At 68.1% G+C, this 13,886-nt stretch carries 17 protein-coding genes; 2 read left to right on the forward strand and 15 right to left on the reverse strand.

Features of this window, described 5'->3' with window-relative positions:
• Positions 1 to 145 precede the first annotated feature (145 nt).
• The 5 genes from IT359_18785 to IT359_18805 form a co-directional block, all read right to left on the reverse strand.
• Positions 146 to 841 (reverse strand): response regulator transcription factor, encoded by a 696-nt coding sequence (locus IT359_18785; protein MCC6931045.1) that lies wholly within the window; start codon positions 839 to 841, stop codon positions 146 to 148.
• Between the two features lie 51 nt (positions 842 to 892).
• Positions 893 to 1,738 (reverse strand): hypothetical protein, encoded by an 846-nt coding sequence (locus tag IT359_18790; GenBank protein ID MCC6931046.1) that lies wholly within the window; start codon positions 1,736 to 1,738, stop codon positions 893 to 895.
• Entirely contained in the window at positions 1,702 to 2,361 is a 660-nt protein-coding gene (locus IT359_18795) for a hypothetical protein (GenBank protein MCC6931047.1), read from the reverse strand. Before IT359_18795 ends, IT359_18790 begins: the two co-directional genes overlap by 37 nt.
• A 35-nt stretch (positions 2,362 to 2,396) precedes the next feature.
• A complete protein-coding gene (locus IT359_18800; GenBank protein MCC6931048.1) occupies positions 2,397 to 2,810 on the reverse strand; it encodes a hypothetical protein in 414 nt (137 codons plus the stop codon).
• A gap of 131 nt (positions 2,811 to 2,941) precedes the next feature.
• Entirely contained in the window at positions 2,942 to 3,295 is a 354-nt protein-coding gene (locus tag IT359_18805; GenBank protein ID MCC6931049.1) for a hypothetical protein, read from the reverse strand.
• Between the two features lie 215 nt (positions 3,296 to 3,510).
• Here IT359_18805 and IT359_18810 point away from each other — a divergent pair, with 215 nt between their 5' ends.
• A complete protein-coding gene (locus IT359_18810) occupies positions 3,511 to 3,819 on the forward strand; it encodes a hypothetical protein (GenBank protein MCC6931050.1) in 309 nt (102 codons plus the stop codon).
• Between the two features lie 39 nt (positions 3,820 to 3,858).
• On the opposite strand, the gene IT359_18815 is transcribed toward IT359_18810, so the two are convergent.
• Both IT359_18815 and IT359_18820 read right to left on the reverse strand, forming a co-directional pair.
• Complete coding sequence (locus IT359_18815) at positions 3,859 to 4,941, reverse strand: ATP-binding cassette domain-containing protein (protein ID MCC6931051.1); 1,083 nt, start codon at positions 4,939 to 4,941, stop codon at positions 3,859 to 3,861.
• Positions 4,938 to 5,744, reverse strand: a complete 807-nt coding sequence (locus IT359_18820) for an ABC transporter permease (GenBank protein ID MCC6931052.1) — start codon at positions 5,742 to 5,744, stop codon at positions 4,938 to 4,940. The genes IT359_18815 and IT359_18820 overlap by 4 nt, the downstream gene beginning before the upstream one ends.
• Before the next feature lie 160 nt (positions 5,745 to 5,904).
• On the opposite strand from IT359_18820, the gene IT359_18825 reads away from it, so the two are divergent.
• Positions 5,905 to 6,864 (forward strand): ATP-binding cassette domain-containing protein, encoded by a 960-nt coding sequence (locus IT359_18825; protein ID MCC6931053.1) that lies wholly within the window; start codon positions 5,905 to 5,907, stop codon positions 6,862 to 6,864.
• Between the two features lie 55 nt (positions 6,865 to 6,919).
• Here the strand turns inward: IT359_18825 and IT359_18830 are convergent, their stop codons facing one another.
• The 8 genes from IT359_18830 to IT359_18865 form a co-directional block, all read right to left on the reverse strand.
• Positions 6,920 to 7,492, reverse strand: coding sequence for a hypothetical protein (locus IT359_18830; protein MCC6931054.1), 573 nt, complete (start codon positions 7,490 to 7,492; stop codon positions 6,920 to 6,922).
• 92 nt (positions 7,493 to 7,584) lie between these two features.
• Positions 7,585 to 8,013, reverse strand: a complete 429-nt coding sequence (locus IT359_18835) for a BrxA/BrxB family bacilliredoxin (GenBank protein ID MCC6931055.1) — start codon at positions 8,011 to 8,013, stop codon at positions 7,585 to 7,587.
• A gap of 77 nt (positions 8,014 to 8,090) precedes the next feature.
• Positions 8,091 to 8,477: a co-chaperone GroES gene (locus tag IT359_18840; GenBank protein ID MCC6931056.1), complete on the reverse strand. Its 387-nt coding sequence runs from the start codon at positions 8,475 to 8,477 to the stop codon at positions 8,091 to 8,093.
• Positions 8,478 to 8,923: 446 nt separating this feature from the next.
• Positions 8,924 to 10,333 carry a M24 family metallopeptidase gene (locus IT359_18845; protein ID MCC6931057.1) on the reverse strand — a complete coding sequence of 470 codons (1,410 nt, stop codon included), beginning with the start codon at positions 10,331 to 10,333 and terminating at the stop codon, positions 8,924 to 8,926.
• A gap of 93 nt (positions 10,334 to 10,426) precedes the next feature.
• The gene (locus tag IT359_18850; GenBank protein ID MCC6931058.1) at positions 10,427 to 11,446 is read right to left on the reverse strand and encodes an aldo/keto reductase; all 1,020 of its coding nucleotides are present in this window, start codon (positions 11,444 to 11,446) and stop codon (positions 10,427 to 10,429) included.
• 20 nt (positions 11,447 to 11,466) lie between these two features.
• Positions 11,467 to 12,006, reverse strand: coding sequence for a hypothetical protein (locus IT359_18855; protein MCC6931059.1), 540 nt, complete (start codon positions 12,004 to 12,006; stop codon positions 11,467 to 11,469).
• A 318-nt stretch (positions 12,007 to 12,324) separates the two neighbouring features.
• The gene (locus IT359_18860; protein ID MCC6931060.1) at positions 12,325 to 13,350 is read right to left on the reverse strand and encodes a prolyl oligopeptidase family serine peptidase; all 1,026 of its coding nucleotides are present in this window, start codon (positions 13,348 to 13,350) and stop codon (positions 12,325 to 12,327) included.
• 14 nt (positions 13,351 to 13,364) lie between these two features.
• Positions 13,365 to 13,847: a RidA family protein gene (locus IT359_18865; GenBank protein ID MCC6931061.1), complete on the reverse strand. Its 483-nt coding sequence runs from the start codon at positions 13,845 to 13,847 to the stop codon at positions 13,365 to 13,367.
• Between the last annotated feature and the right edge of the window lie 39 nt (positions 13,848 to 13,886).

Consider the following 13,886-nt stretch of genomic DNA (forward strand, 5'->3'; position numbering starts at 1 on the left):
CCTGTACACTCGTAGCAACCCCAGTCCGGAAGCGGGGGGGTGGGGGGGGTGAAGAAGGGGGGGGAGCCGACGTGGCCACCCCCCTTCTCCCTCTTCGCGCGTCGCTCCCCTCGCTCCTCCCGTTCCCGCTGGGCGCTGGCCCGCGTTAGGCGGGGGGTGGCGATTGCGGGGTGTCGCGCGAAAGCGAGTTGTCTCCCTCACCCATCGCTTGAGGGTCGAGAGTCACGCGACCATCGGTCTCCGTGTCTTCTGCCTGACCCTCTGGTGGCAGCATGATGGCAAAGCGCATCAACCCCCACTCGGTCGTGATTCCCAGCGCTTTACGGATGCTGGCGCGATGAAACTCGATGGTTCTGGGGGAAACGCCGAGTATTTCGGCGATGTCGGTGCTGGACTTACCGTCGCCGATGAGACGGAGGATTTGCAGGTGTCGGGGGGTGAGCCGGTCGAGCGCGGGGTGCTGCACCGCCGTGGCGTCACGAAACGAGCGCTTGGGGACGCGCGGGGAGATGAACGCCTTGCCGGCCAGGACGTGCTCGATGGCTGAATTGAGCTCCTCGGCTGAGGCCTCCTTGGGGATGAAACCGTGCGCCCCTTTCTGGATGGCGAGGTCGGCCAGCGCTCGATCGACGTGCATGGTGACGATGAGGACCTTGAGCGCGGGGTAGGCGGCGGTGATATCGGGGAGGAGTTCGAGCCCGTTGCGGTGGGGCATCGAGAGGTCGAGGAGGAGGATCTCCGGCTGGTGCTTCCCGATCTCGGTGAGGACTTCGCGCCCGTCGTTCACCACGCCCACCACGAAGTAGTTCGGCTTGAGGAGCGACCGAAGCCCGTGGCTCATGAGGGGGTGGTCGTCGCAGATCATGACTGGGGTGCGGCGCATGGCTATCCCCTACTCGTTCACGGGTACGGAGGCTCGGACGGTCGTGCCCTCGCCGGGGGAGGAGCGGATGTCGAACTCTCCCTCCGCCAGGCGAGTGCGTTCGGCCATGGAGATGAGTCCCAGCCCGGCGCTTCGGGCCGGATCGGTGGACACGAAGCCGCGGCCGAAGTCCTGAACGGTGATCTCGATCCTGCCGTTGGCGGCTCGCGTCCTGACGCTGGCTCGCTTGGCCCCCGAGTGCTTCACCACGTTCCGCAGCGCTTCCTGTGCAATACGGTAGAGCGTCAGCGCGCGTTCACGGGAGAGGTGCGCGGCCTCGCCGTTGTCGTCGAACTGCGTGTCGAGGTGGATTCCCGAGGCGCGCTCGACGTCGGAGGCCAACTGGTTGAGTGCGGGGATGAGCCCTGCCTGGTCGATGATGGCCGGGTGCAGCCGGTGGGCGACACGGCGGAGCATGACGGCGAGATCCTGCAGCTCGTCGCGCAACGCCTCGACGCGCACCGTGGTCGCCCGTGGGGTGTCGGAGGCGGAGGGCGTGGTGGGGGTGGTGGGGGAAGCGGATGTTGCCGACGTCGCGGACGCGGTGGAGGCGGAAGTCGAGAACTCATCCGAGTCCCATTCACTGAGTTCGTGCTGCAGCATGGCGACGCGCTGGAGTGCATCGTCGTGTACTTCGCGCGCGACCCAGGCGCGCTCGTCCTCATGCGCCTCGAGGAGTTTCTTGGCGTAGCTCTGGTGGAGCTTGATGTTGTAGCGCTGGTAGATGAACATCGCGGCGGCGAGGGCGGCGAGGACCACCCCAACCGCCATGGCGGCCGCTATGTAGATCCAGACGAGTTGTTGGGAAGCGGGCACCTCATTCCCCTCCAGATCAGGACGAACGCGACCACATCACCGTACGCACGCGCGTTGTACACGAAGAGCATTGCGCGCAGGTCGCTGGGGTCCATCGCCGCGACGATCGGGTCGATTGCGGCGAAGAGTCCGAAATACAGCAGGACCCCCAGTGTCGTCCAGAGCCAATCGCGTCCCCAGACTCCTTCCGGGCGGTGTGCCAGGTTGGAGAGGAGGGTAAACGCCGTCCAGAGCAGGAGGACGAGGGCACGGAACGGGTGACTGATCGTCTTGAACGTCCCTTGTTCGCCAGTTGCAAAGATCAGCACGATATACGCGACGAAGACGAGCGGGATGGAGACCCGCACGGCGATGCGCGCCAGCGGCTTCACCTGCCAGTACGAGTACGCCCACAGGAGAATGGCGTCCTCGACTGGCTCGGCGATGGTGAAGTACCAGAGGTTATTGCCGCTCGACTTCGAGATGGCGAGCTGAATGAAGTCGGAGACGAAGAAGAAGGTGCACCAAATGGCGATCCATCGTCTGGCGTCCGTCGACTGCCTCCACCTTCCGGCCACCGCAAGCGCCGGCAACAGTTGGGCGAAGACGGCCAGCGTCGCCGGAATCCAATCGAGGAACGTCACAGGGAGTTGCTTCTTCTCCGGGCAGGACTCCCGAGTTAGAGCAGCGGCGAATCGGTCGGACAGTACGGCGGGCACGGGTAGTGATTGTCGAGCAGGACGGCTCCACCAGTCGCTGCCGCCGCCGCGCGACGACCCTTGGCCGTTGCGGTGATGTCGTTCCCCTTCTCATCCACACCGACAACGACAGGCGAGTAGATCCCCTCGGCGGTCAATCCGTGGTAGTACCGGATTCCGACGCAGCCAGGCTGCTCGAGAATCTCCTTGATGCCGTCAGCCCAGAAGAAGCCTGCGTGCTCTGACGCCGGCGCGGCCTTGCGATAGCGCTGCGTGAGATCGACGGCAGCCGCCAGCGTGATCCGTTGCGACTCCTTCGGCGGGAGCGCGCGCGCCGAGGGCCGCTTGCCGCGTCCCTTCCCCTTCCTCTTGCCACTCAACTTTCGGATAGCCATGTCAGTCCTCGCGTGTTGGAAGATGCGGATGAATGGTTAGGCGCCCGACGCGCACCGCGCCAGCACCGTGCGCAGATGCAACGGTACTGGCGCGAGGAATCTGCGATGGATCGGCGACGGCGGAGTGCCGGTCAGCCTCGCAAGGCGCTCGCTTCCGTGGGACAATACGGCGGACAAGGATAGTGGTTGTCGAGTGATGTCATCGACCCATCCAGCAAGTCACTACCGTTGGCATCGGCTGCAACCAACACCACCGTACGCTGCCCCTTCGCATCGCGGGCATGATAGTACCGTAAGAACTCGGCGTCCGGACGGCTGAGCAGCGCAAGGATCGCCTTCTTGCTGAACATCCCGCCCAGCGACCCTTCCTCCGCCTTGCGGGCGCCGGAAACGGTGGCTTGGGAACGATGGCGGCGCGTCATGTCGGCCGCTTCGGCGGCGCTGATCGCATGATCGCGCCCAGGCTGAAGAGGAGGATTGGCCATGATGGCTCGGTGAGGTCACGCGTTGTGAGTAGACCAGCCCGCTCCACGCGGATGCGCGGGCCGGCAGGAGTGCAGAGATGATACGCCAGCCTCGGCATGCCGGACACTAGGGGTAACCCCAGTCGATGGCGCCCCCCCTCGCGCCACTGTAGACTCCGCCACGACTTCCGAACCCCGTTCGTCCCTACCTCGCCCCTGCCGCCAAATTCCCACGCATGGCCTTCGCACTCGCCATCATCCGCTACCGTCGCCCCATCGAGGACGTCGTCGCCAACACCGACGACCATCGCGCCTACCTGCGCGAGCTGCACGAGCGAGGGACCATCGTCGCCTCCGGACCGTTCGACCCGCGCTTTGGCGGTGCCCTCCTCCTCCACCTCCCCGACGAAGGCACGCAGGAGGCGCTCGACGCCGTGCGCGATGGCGACCCCTTCTCCCAGCGCGGCATCGCGCAATACGAGCTGCTGCGATGGAACCCCTTGATCGGGAAGGACGCGCTGGAAACGCTGGTCACGAAGCGCTGACGGGGCAACGACCGCGGGGCCGACGCACCGTCTGCAGCGTCAGCACAGGTGCACTGCCATCGCCTTGAACGTCGCCCACACCTCCACCCCATCACGCAGCTCGAGTTCATGCACCGAGCGCGCGGTGAGCGCCGCCACCAGCGCGACGCCCCCCACGTCGAGCGTCACGCGCGCATAGGCCCCCAGCAGCGCGACCTCGCGCACGATGCCGCGAAAGGTGTTGCGTGCCGATGACGGCGAGGGCGTGCGCGTGAGGACCACTTCTTCTGCCCGGATCACCGCGTACGCTGTCCCCGACGGCGGGGCGACCCCAACTGTGTACAGCGTGAGCGCGCCGCTCGTGAACTCGATCGCGTGCTGCTCCCCGAGGTAAAGCGGCGGCGCCCCGTCTACCCAGTCGGGCGCCACATCCTCCAGCAGCCGCGCCGTCCCCGCAAGCACATTCTCGGCGCCCAGGAACTCGGCGATGTACGGCGACGCCGGGCGGCGAAAGACCTCTTCGGGGGGGCCCGACTGCAGCACGCGCCCCTGGTCGAGAAGGATCGCAACGTCGCCCAGCAAGCCTGCCTCGGTAAAGTCGTGCGTCACCTGCAACACGGTGAGCCCCCACTCGCGGTGAATCGCGCGGACCTCGCGGCGCGTGCGGGCGCGGCGCCCCGGATCGAGGGCGCTGAACGGCTCGTCGAGCAGGAGGATGCGCGGGCGCACGGCGAGGGCGCGCGCTATCGCCACCAGTTGCCGCTCACCTCCGCTCAGGCTCACCACGTCGCGCTCGCGCAGCCCCGCCAGGTCGAAGCGCCGCACGACTTCCTCCACCGTTGCCGTGTCGGTGGCGCCGTAGGCGACGTTGGCCTGCACCGAGAGGTGCGGAAAGAGATAGCCGTGCTGGTACACCAGCCCCACTCGGCGGCGCTCCGGCGCGAGCGAGCGGGCATCCTCGCCGTCCAGCTGCAACTCGCCGCCGGTCGCGGGGACGATCCCGGCAATGGTCTCGAGCAACGTCGTCTTCCCCGAGCCGGCGGGGCCAATCACCACGCCGTACTGTCCACGCGAGACGGTGAACGAGACGCCGCTCAGGCGAAAGCCGCCCTGGCGGGCGGCAAGGTCGCGCGCGGCGATCACTCCATTCCCCCGGCGTGCAGCTCGCGGCTCCCGCGCAGCGCCCGCAGGAGCGCCAGCGGGACGAGGGCAATGAGGACCAGGACCGCCGCCACCGGAATCGCCTCGCCCAACCCGTAAGTGGTGAAGCGATCGTAGCTCAGCACGCCCACCGTTTTCGGGTTGTAGGTGAGGATGACGATCGCGCCGAACTCGCTCACCGCGCGCGCCCACATGATCACCGCCGACGCCAGGAGGCCGCGCTGCGCCAAGGGAAGCGTGATGCGCCGGAAGACGCGCCCTGCTCCATCGCCCAGCGTGCGCGCCACCGCCTCGTATCGCACGTCGACGCGGGCAAAGGCTTCACGCGCCCCGCTCACATACAGCGGCGCCGAGACAAAGAGCATGGCGCAGACAATGCCGAGCGGCGTCCCCACCACGCGCAGCCCCACCAGGAGGAGCGCCTGTCCCACCGCGCTGTCGCGCCCGAGCAGAAGGAGGAGGGCGATGCCCGCGACAGGGTGCGGGATGACGAGCGGAAGGTCGAGCAGCGCCGCCAGCACGGCGCGCCCGGGGAAGCGGCGCCGAGCCAGGAGATAGGCGAGCGGCGTCCCCAGGAACACGCCGACCAGCGTCGCCACGGTCGCCGCCCCACCGGTGAGGAGGAGCGATGCGCGCAGTTCGGCGTCACTCCCCAGACGCCGGATCCCCTCGCTCCCGCCGCGTACGACGAGTTCACCGACCGGGGCGACGAGGAAGATGAGGAGCCCCGAGGCTACCAGCGCCGCGAGAATGGTGCTGAGGGCGGGAAGGCGGCGATTGCCCATCAGGTGGTCGGGAGCGTGGGGGCGTGGCCGCGGGGTCGCGCGATCATGCCGCCGAATCTCACCCCCTTCCCCCCACGACCGCCATCCCCACGATCAGCGCGTATATTCGCACCACGTTCGCCGTCGCTCGTCTCAGTTCACTCTCGCGTTCCGAGGTTCGATGCACGCCGTCGAGTTGCGCTCGATCGTCAAGCGTTACGAAGGCCATGTTGCCGTTCGTTCGCTCTCGCTCGAGGTCCCGAAGGGATCGGTGTACGGATTGCTGGGCCCCAACGGCGCGGGGAAGACGACGACGATCCGCATGCTGCTCAACATCATCGCCCCCGACGAAGGGACGGTGCTGATCAACGGGATTCCCAGCACGACGAATGGGGTGCTGGATCGCGTGGGCTACCTGCCGGAAGAGCGCGGGCTGTACAAGAAGATGCAGGTGCGCCGCCTGCTGCGCTTCCTCGCCGAGTTGAAGGGCGTTGGCGGCAAGGAGGCCGATGTGCGCATCGACCAGTGGCTGGAGCGGCTGGACCTCAAGACGGCGGCGAAGGACTGGGGGCTGGCCAAGGTGGACGAGCTGTCGCGCGGGATGCAGCAGAAGGTGCAATTCATCGGGACGTTGCTGCACGATCCCGACCTGGTGATCCTCGACGAGCCGTTCAGCGGGCTCGACCCGATCAACGCGCAGGCGCTCAAGGACACCGTGGTGGAGCTCAAGCGTCGCGGGAAGACCGTCATCTTCTCCACGCACCTGATGGACAACGCGGAGCGGATGTGCGACGCGGTGTGCATCATCGCGCGCGGGGAAAAGGTGCTGGACGGCGCGGTGAGCGCGGTGAAGGCGGAGCACGGCGCCGGCCACATCGCCTTGCAACTGGCGGGGGCCTCGACGCCGGCCATCGGCGCCGTGCTGTCCGATCCGTCGCTCGTGGCGCGCGTCGACGACTCGTCGCGCTTCTTCGAGATCGAGCTCGCCCCGGGGGGCGACGGGCAGCAGCTGCTGCGCCGCCTGGTGGAGGCGGGCGCGACGATCGACCGCTTCGAGCGCATCTCCCCCTCGCTGCACCAGATCTTCCTGCAGAAGGTCGGGGCGCAGGGGATCGAGGCGGGGATGAGCGGGCACGGCTAGCGGCCATCCCGCCAGGGGTTGCCGCAGCGCGCCGGCGGGGAGCGTCCCGCCGCGCCTAACGGGAGGGCGCCTGCTGGCTCAGGCGCTCGGCGAGCCCCTCGAACGCCTTGTCGCGTTCCCGGTCGCGCTCACCCGGGAGGATCCAGAAGATCTCGCGCTTGAGGACGTCGGCCGCGTCGCGCGGGCCCAGTGGGGCATCGGCGTCGAAGCCGTGCAGCACGACCCCCACCTTCCCGGCGTCGTAGCCTAACGACGAGCAGAGCTTGAGGGCGCGCTGGGTGCCGCGAATGGACGCCACCGACGGGTCGCTCACCAGGAGGACGCGCTGCGAAGAGTCGCAGGCGGCCAGCGCCTGCTCGGTCGGCGCCCCCGACCAGGCGACGATGGTCGCGGGATACTGCGCGGCGAGTCGCTGGAGCGCCACGACGATCTCCGCCGGTGTGGCGCCGGGAGGAAAGGAGGCGTGCGGGACGCCCCCCAGGCGAAGCCGCGCCTCCCCGCCTCCCGGCTTCGTCGTGGCGACCACGGCTCCCGGAGCCGGGAGCCGCGAGGCGAGGGCGCGCGCCAGGCGCCCAGCGATGTCGGCGATGTCGAGCGTGCGGCGGTCGGCGTAAAGCGTGATGACCATCGCGGGCGGAATCCACCGGCCGCCAGCGGAGCCGGCGTGCGATCGGGGAAGGAGAGGAGGGCGCTCGTTGAGCTGAGCGCGACGGTCGCCTGCTACTGCGCCTTCGCGCAGTGTGTCTCGAACGCCGTCACAAGGTCGGCGGCGATCGCGTCGGCGTCGCGGCTCTCGATCTGCCAGCGCTCCATGAAGTAGACCAGCTTTCCGTCCTTGAGCAGCCCGATCGACGGCGACGACGGCGGATAGCCGACGAAGTAGGAGCGGGCGCGTTCGGTCGCTTCCGCATCCTGCCCTGCGAAGACCGTGGTGAGGCGATCGGGCTTGGCGCTGGCCTGCTCCAGCGCGTGACGCACGGCGGGGCGCGCCATTCGCGCTGAGCAGCCGCAGACCGAGTTCACGACGCAGAGCGTGGTGCCGGAAACATTCGCCAGCGCCGCATCGACCTCGGCACCGGTGCGCAGTTCGGTGAAGCCGATTCGGGTGAGGTCTTCACGAATGGGCGCCACGAGGCGCTCGTCGTACATGAGTCGGGGGAGCGACATAACCACAGACGGGGGACGGGGGACGGGGGACGGGAGGGCGAGCGCGTGCGCGCTCGCGGTCACTCGTCGTCGAATTCGACTTCGTCGCGGACCAGCGCGAGAATCGCGCTTTGGGGGACGACGAGGTAGCGGTCGTTCTCGAAGGTGATCTCGACGGCGGCCTTCCTGAAGAACAAGGCGTAGTCGCCGCTGCGGGCCTGCATGGGGACGAAACGCGTCTCGCGCTGCGATCCGGTGATCTGGCGCCAGGGCTCGTCGCTTGAGTCGGCGAGGTCGGGCATGGGGAGTCCGGGGCCAGTGGCCACGATCTTCCCGCCCTGGACGGCCTGCGAATCGACGGCGGTCGACGGGAGGTAGAGCCCGACCTTCGTACGCTCTTCGCCCTCCTCCGATTTCACCAGGACGCGGTCACCAACGACGATGAGACGCTTGCTTTCCTTTCTCACGGCTGACTCTTCGGCTGGGGTGCACCCTGACAACGACAGCAGGGTGCCAATGGGCTCCGAGCAATATATCCGTAATCAGGAGTGTCGAGGGGGCGGTATTGCTGGCGTTTCGCGTCGCCGAGCGCGCGGTGTGTGACGAGTTCCTCACCATCGAGCGCTTGGTGAGTCATGTGTTCAGAATCTTCACAGCTGGGTACGCGGAGGGGGACGTGCGGTGGGAAAGGTCCACCCCGAATATGGGGGGGGTGGGCTTCGTGGTGTGAAGATCGTCGGCGGCGATGCGGGTTCTGCCGTCAACGAATCGGTCACGTCGTGCCACACCCTACCGAACAAAAGAAGCAACTCCTTCACCCTCGATTGGGGGGTGGATCCCACGCTGTGGCCTTTCTCTCCGTGTTCCCCGCGGTAAAGGTCCAAGGCGCCTCACACATCGCACACCAGGGAGTTCAGGCCCCTACCTTGGCCTTCACGAGGTGGTACTGCGACTGCCGCTTGAACGCCCAGCGCGGCTTGCCGTCGGCGCCGAGGATGAAGTCCTCTTCCTGCGCGATGCTGACCTTCTGCCCTCCCCACTCGGGCACCGGCGAGGTGGTCTGCAGCTCCGAGGAGAACCACATGGACGGGATGACCTTGGCGTCGCCGCGTCCCGGGACGCCGTCCTGGTAGTCCCAGAGGCCGAAGATGGGGCCGGCGCCGTGGCCGTGCATTCCGATGGGGTGCGAGTACATGGTCCCTTCGATTCCTTCGCTCGCCAGCTTGGCGCGCGTGGCGCGGAGGACGTCGTTCCCGCTGCGGGCGGGGCGCGTCTCCTCGAAGAGGATGTCCTGGAAGCGGTTGGAGTTGGCGAGCGCCTGCTGCAACCCGGGGGGCGGGGCGACCTCGCCCTCCTTGAGGACGTAGGCGTTGTGCTGCGTGTCGGTGTTGAGGCGCATGGCGGTGATCCCGACGTCGCAGTGCAGCACGTCACCGGGGAGGATGACGGGATTGGCGCCTAACGTGGCACCGGTCGCCCCCTGCCGCTGGATGGAGATGGACGGCTGGAACCAGGTGCCGAGGCCGAGGTCGTTCACCTGCTGCCGCCACCACCAGACCAGGTCGTCGGTGCGGGTCACGCCCGGGGTGATGGCCTCGTTGGAGAACATGCGCGCGATGAGCGAGTGCACCAGCTCGGTCATCTTGCCGAAGACCACCTCTTCCTCGGGGAGTCGCGAGGCGATCAGCTGCAACGGCAGTTCCTCGGCGCGCTTGAAACGGGCTGTCCACTTCTTCCCGATCATCGCGCTCATCCCCTCCAGCTCGCCGGCAGAGAGCCCGTCGGAGAAGGCGTGCGTGCGCGACACGTCGATCCCGATGACCCTGGGGTTGCGCTCCTCCAGCACCTCCTTGAGGAGGAGCCATTGCTGGTCTCCCCACAGCTCGGCGTTGCGCCCGCCGGCCGTGTTGGCGATGACCTTCTTCGCCGTGTAGGCCTTGTATACCCCGCCCTGCGACGTCCCGCCTAACGCCAGTCGCTCGACGCACGAGCCGTCGCCCGGATCGGCCGTCCCTGCTGCCGCGCATTTGTCGAAGAAGACGTAGATCGTGCGTCGCCGCGCCGCGAAGGTGGTGGGCGAGACGATCGACGAGAAGACCGGATCCTCGTTGTACTCGCGCATCGCGATCACCCAGACGTCGATCCCGTGCGCGCGCATCAGCCGGGGAAGCACCGTCGTCATGCGCTGCTCGAGCCAGCGCTGCTGCGTCGCGGCCTGCTCGCGAAGCGTGCCGAAGGGGCGCGTTTGCGCGCTGGCACCTGTACTGAGCAGGGTGAGTAATGCGAGAGTCGCGAGCGGCGCGAGGAGTCGGCGGTGGGGCATGGACGGGAGACGGGGGACGGGAGACGGGAGTGCGAGCGGCGCGGGGCGCCGCTCGCGGGCGGGGCATCAAGGTGCGCGGGGAGGTGCGGCCGTCTAGCGGTGCTGTTGCGTGGTGAGCACCAGGCCGCCGTCCATCCACCCTCGCACGGGGTGCGGCTGGTACGGGGCTTCGAGTTCCGCGCACTCCTCGGGCGTGAGTGACAGGTCGACAGCCGCAACGGCCGCCTCGAGCTGTTCGAGCCTGGTCGTGCCGACGATCGGCGCGGTCACGGCCGGGCGGGAGAGGAGCCAGGCGAGCGCCACCTGCGCCGGCTGCACACCGCGGCGAGCGGCCACGCGAATGGTGGCGTCGACGACATCCCAGTCGGCCGGATGGTCGTACAGCTGGTCGGCGAGCACGCCATCGCCATCGTCGCGCAACGACATCCCGTGAGCGCCGCGCTGTCGCTTCCCGCCTAACAAGCCGCGCGCCAGCGGCGACCACGGGATCACCCCCAGCCCCTGGTCCCTGCAGAGCGGGAGCATCTCTCGCTCCTCCTCGCGGTACACGAGGTTGTAGTGGTTCTGCATGCTGACGAACTTCGCCCACCCGTTGCGCTCCGAGATCGAGAGCGCCTTCATCAGCTGCCACGCGAACATCGAGCTGGCGCCGAGGTAGAGGACCTTCCCCTGCCGCACGAGCTGGTCGAGCGCAGCGAGCGTTTCCTCCACCGGCGTCTCGGCGTGGTGACGGTGGACCTGGTAGAGGTCGATGCGCTCCACGCCAAGCCGGCGCAGCGAGGCCTCGCACGACTGGATGATGTGCTTGCGCGAGAGCCCGATGCGGTTGGGCCCGTCGCCCATCTTGAGCCGCACCTTGGTCGCGATGACGACCTCGTCGAGCCGCGCATACTCGCGCAGCGAGCGCCCGGTAATCTCCTCGCTCACGCCCAGCGAGTAGACGTCGGCCGTGTCGAAGAAGTTGATCCCCAACTCGACGGCGCGGCGAAAGAACGGCTTCGCGTCATCGTCCTCGAGGACCCAGCTGCGCCACTGACGGCTGCCAAAGCTCATGCAGCCAAGGGCAATGCGGGAGACCACGAGCCCGGTGGAACCCAACGTCGAGAATTTCATGGAAGGCCGCTCGCCTTCTCCTACTGGTGAGGATGTGTGACCTCGTGATGCACCGCATCCAGCGTATGCCCGCGGTGCGCCCGCTTGACCAGCAAGGTGCGCACGAGCTGGACGACACCGGCGAGGACGAGGGCAAAGGCCGTAACGGTGGCGAGGCGCCAGAAGAGTGTCGAGGTGGCCATCCCCGGCCAGTCGGCGTAGGTGGCGCGCGCCGAGCCGATGGGTTCGCGGTGCAGCGCGATGAGGGCGAGCGAGGTGAGCGACTCGGCGGCCGCCTCGATCACCGCGAAGAGCGGGGCGCGCCAGATCCAGTGGCGCAGCGTGAAGTTCCCGAGGTGCAACGCCACCATCGCGAAGAGAATGGCCAGGCGCACGGCGAACATCACGCCGGCAAAGACCAGCGAGTCGTTAGGCCCCTGCGTCAGCACCACGGCCCAGAACAGGCGCAGCACCACACCCGTCACCAGCGCCATCTCGACCACCGACATCGAGAATCGGCGAAACGCCGGCGGCTCCTCGAGCCGGAAGGTGCCCGTGACCTGGGGGAAGAACGGAGGCATGTCTGGAACCTACGCCGCGAACCGGGCGTGCAACAGCGCACTGGCGCACAGTTGCGATGTGCGCCAAGCGGCGCACGCGAGCGGTAGAGCGCGCGTGATGGGTCTGGAGCGGGTGCGAGGCGAGTGCGAGGCGAGTGCGCGGTTGGTGCGCGTTGGGTACAGCTCGGGTGACGCGAAACGCGACATGGTGTGTCGCACTCTGCGTCACCCTACGGGCGTCGGACCGCCGCGCGCGAAGGCTCGACAGTCGTCAGGCAACTGCGCGATGCGTGCTGTGGCGACACACGTGCCACGCGCGCGGTCCAACGGGCCACGCGCTCAGTGGTTCGTGCTCGTCACCTGCTGTGCCAACCATGCCAGGCTTTCGCGCGCATGCAGGCGCCAGTACGGCCAGTCGTGCTTTCCCGGCCACTCGGCGTAGTGGGGGGGACGTCCGGCGCGCGTGAGTTCGGCGCGCAGCGCACGGTTCTGGTCGACGAGGCCGTCTTCGGTCCCGCAGTCGAGGAAGATCGCGGGGACGAGCGACGGGTTGGTTGCCAGGAGCAGTTGCACCCGACGGAAGGGGTCGCGCGCCTGCCACCCCGCGAGGTCGTTCCCGAACACCGGCCCCACGATGGGCCAGAAGCGCTCGCCCCAGCTTTCCCGCAGCGCGGAGTCGGTGGCCGCATAGCGCGGCGTCCCGTCGAACGGGTGGGGACCGTTGTACATCGGTGAGACGACGCCCGAGTGCGACGCGGCGGCGCGGAAGACATCGGGATACTGCAGCGCCATCGAGAGTGCGCCGAAGCCGCCCATGCTGAGCCCCGCCACCGCGCGCTGCGCGCGCGCGGTGGCGGTGCGGTACCTGGCGTCGATGGTCGACACGAGGTCGCGCGCGATGTAGTCGTCGTAGTGTGGCCAGGGGACACAGTACGAGGCATCGGTGTCGTCGCCGGGGCGCGGCTTGAAGGCCGCCTTGCACACCGAGATGTCGAGGAGGCGATTCCACGTCGCATACCAGCCGTCGTCACCGTCGGGCATGACGACGATCATTTCCGGGAGCCCGGCGGCCACCATCGAGTCGAGCGTCACGTCGAGTCGCCCCTGCGTCGTCCAGTCGATCTCGCTCCCCCACATTCCGTGAAGGTAGTAAACCGACGGATAGCGCCGAGCCGTCTGCGCCGCGTAGCTGGGGGGGAGCCAGACGAGGGCGCGCTTGCGCGTGCCCAGCGCCTGCGACCAGAAGGTGAGGGTATCGATCGTCCCGCGGGCGGCGGCGCCCTGTGCAGCTGCCGGTGACGGCCCGCCAGCGAGAGCCGCGCCGAGAGCGAGCGCCGCCAGCGCCGTGAGGTGCAACCCTCGCATGCGGCGGCCCCGGCTCACGGCACCGCCGCGATGCACTCGATCTCGACGCGCGCCCCCAGGGCGAGCCCGTTGGTACCGAGCGCGCTTCGCGCCGGCTTGTTGCGGGGGAAGAAGGTCGCGTAGACCTCGTTCATGGCATCCCATTCGCGCATGTCGGCCATGAAGACGGTGCACTTCACCACGCGGTCGAGCGACGACCCGCTCTTCTCCAGCACCTCCTTGATGTTCAGCATCGTTTGTCGCGTCTCGGCCTGGATGCCGCCGGCCACCACGCCGCCCTGTGCGTTGGCCGAGGTCCCGATCTGCCCGGCCAGGAAGAGGAGGTTCCCCACCTGGACGGCGGGCGTGAAGGGGCGCGTGGGCTTGCCGTACGGCGTGTGCCAGGTGACGCCGTTCTCCGTCGTGCTTGTGGCTGACGGCGCGGGCGCCGGTGTCGGCTTCGCCTGCGAACACGCGCACAGCGCGATGATCGCCAGCAGAGAGAAGGAGCGATGCATGGTGATGATGCGGCGGGAGAGGGGACGGGGAAAGCTTGC

The sequence above is a fragment of the Gemmatimonadaceae bacterium genome (assembly GCA_020852815.1).
Classification (GTDB): domain Bacteria; phylum Gemmatimonadota; class Gemmatimonadetes; order Gemmatimonadales; family Gemmatimonadaceae; genus SCN-70-22.

Coding starts and splice junctions, on each gene's coding strand:
- IT359_18785 (MCC6931045.1), bottom strand. CDS start 841: ATGAGCCACGGGCTTCGGTCGCTCCTCAAGCCGAACTACTTCGTGGTG.
- IT359_18800 (MCC6931048.1), bottom strand. CDS start 2,810: ATGGCTATCCGAAAGTTGAGTGGCAAGAGGAAGGGGAAGGGACGCGGC.
- IT359_18805 (MCC6931049.1), bottom strand. CDS start 3,295: ATGGCCAATCCTCCTCTTCAGCCTGGGCGCGATCATGCGATCAGCGCC.
- IT359_18810 (MCC6931050.1), top strand. CDS start 3,511: ATGGCCTTCGCACTCGCCATCATCCGCTACCGTCGCCCCATCGAGGAC.
- IT359_18820 (MCC6931052.1), bottom strand. CDS start 5,744: ATGGGCAATCGCCGCCTTCCCGCCCTCAGCACCATTCTCGCGGCGCTG.
- IT359_18825 (MCC6931053.1), top strand. CDS start 5,905: ATGCACGCCGTCGAGTTGCGCTCGATCGTCAAGCGTTACGAAGGCCAT.
- IT359_18830 (MCC6931054.1), bottom strand. CDS start 7,492: ATGGTCATCACGCTTTACGCCGACCGCCGCACGCTCGACATCGCCGAC.
- IT359_18835 (MCC6931055.1), bottom strand. CDS start 8,013: ATGTACGACGAGCGCCTCGTGGCGCCCATTCGTGAAGACCTCACCCGA.
- IT359_18845 (MCC6931057.1), bottom strand. CDS start 10,333: ATGCCCCACCGCCGACTCCTCGCGCCGCTCGCGACTCTCGCATTACTC.
- IT359_18850 (MCC6931058.1), bottom strand. CDS start 11,446: ATGAAATTCTCGACGTTGGGTTCCACCGGGCTCGTGGTCTCCCGCATT.
- IT359_18855 (MCC6931059.1), bottom strand. CDS start 12,006: ATGCCTCCGTTCTTCCCCCAGGTCACGGGCACCTTCCGGCTCGAGGAG.
- IT359_18860 (MCC6931060.1), bottom strand. CDS start 13,350: ATGCGAGGGTTGCACCTCACGGCGCTGGCGGCGCTCGCTCTCGGCGCG.
- IT359_18865 (MCC6931061.1), bottom strand. CDS start 13,847: ATGCATCGCTCCTTCTCTCTGCTGGCGATCATCGCGCTGTGCGCGTGT.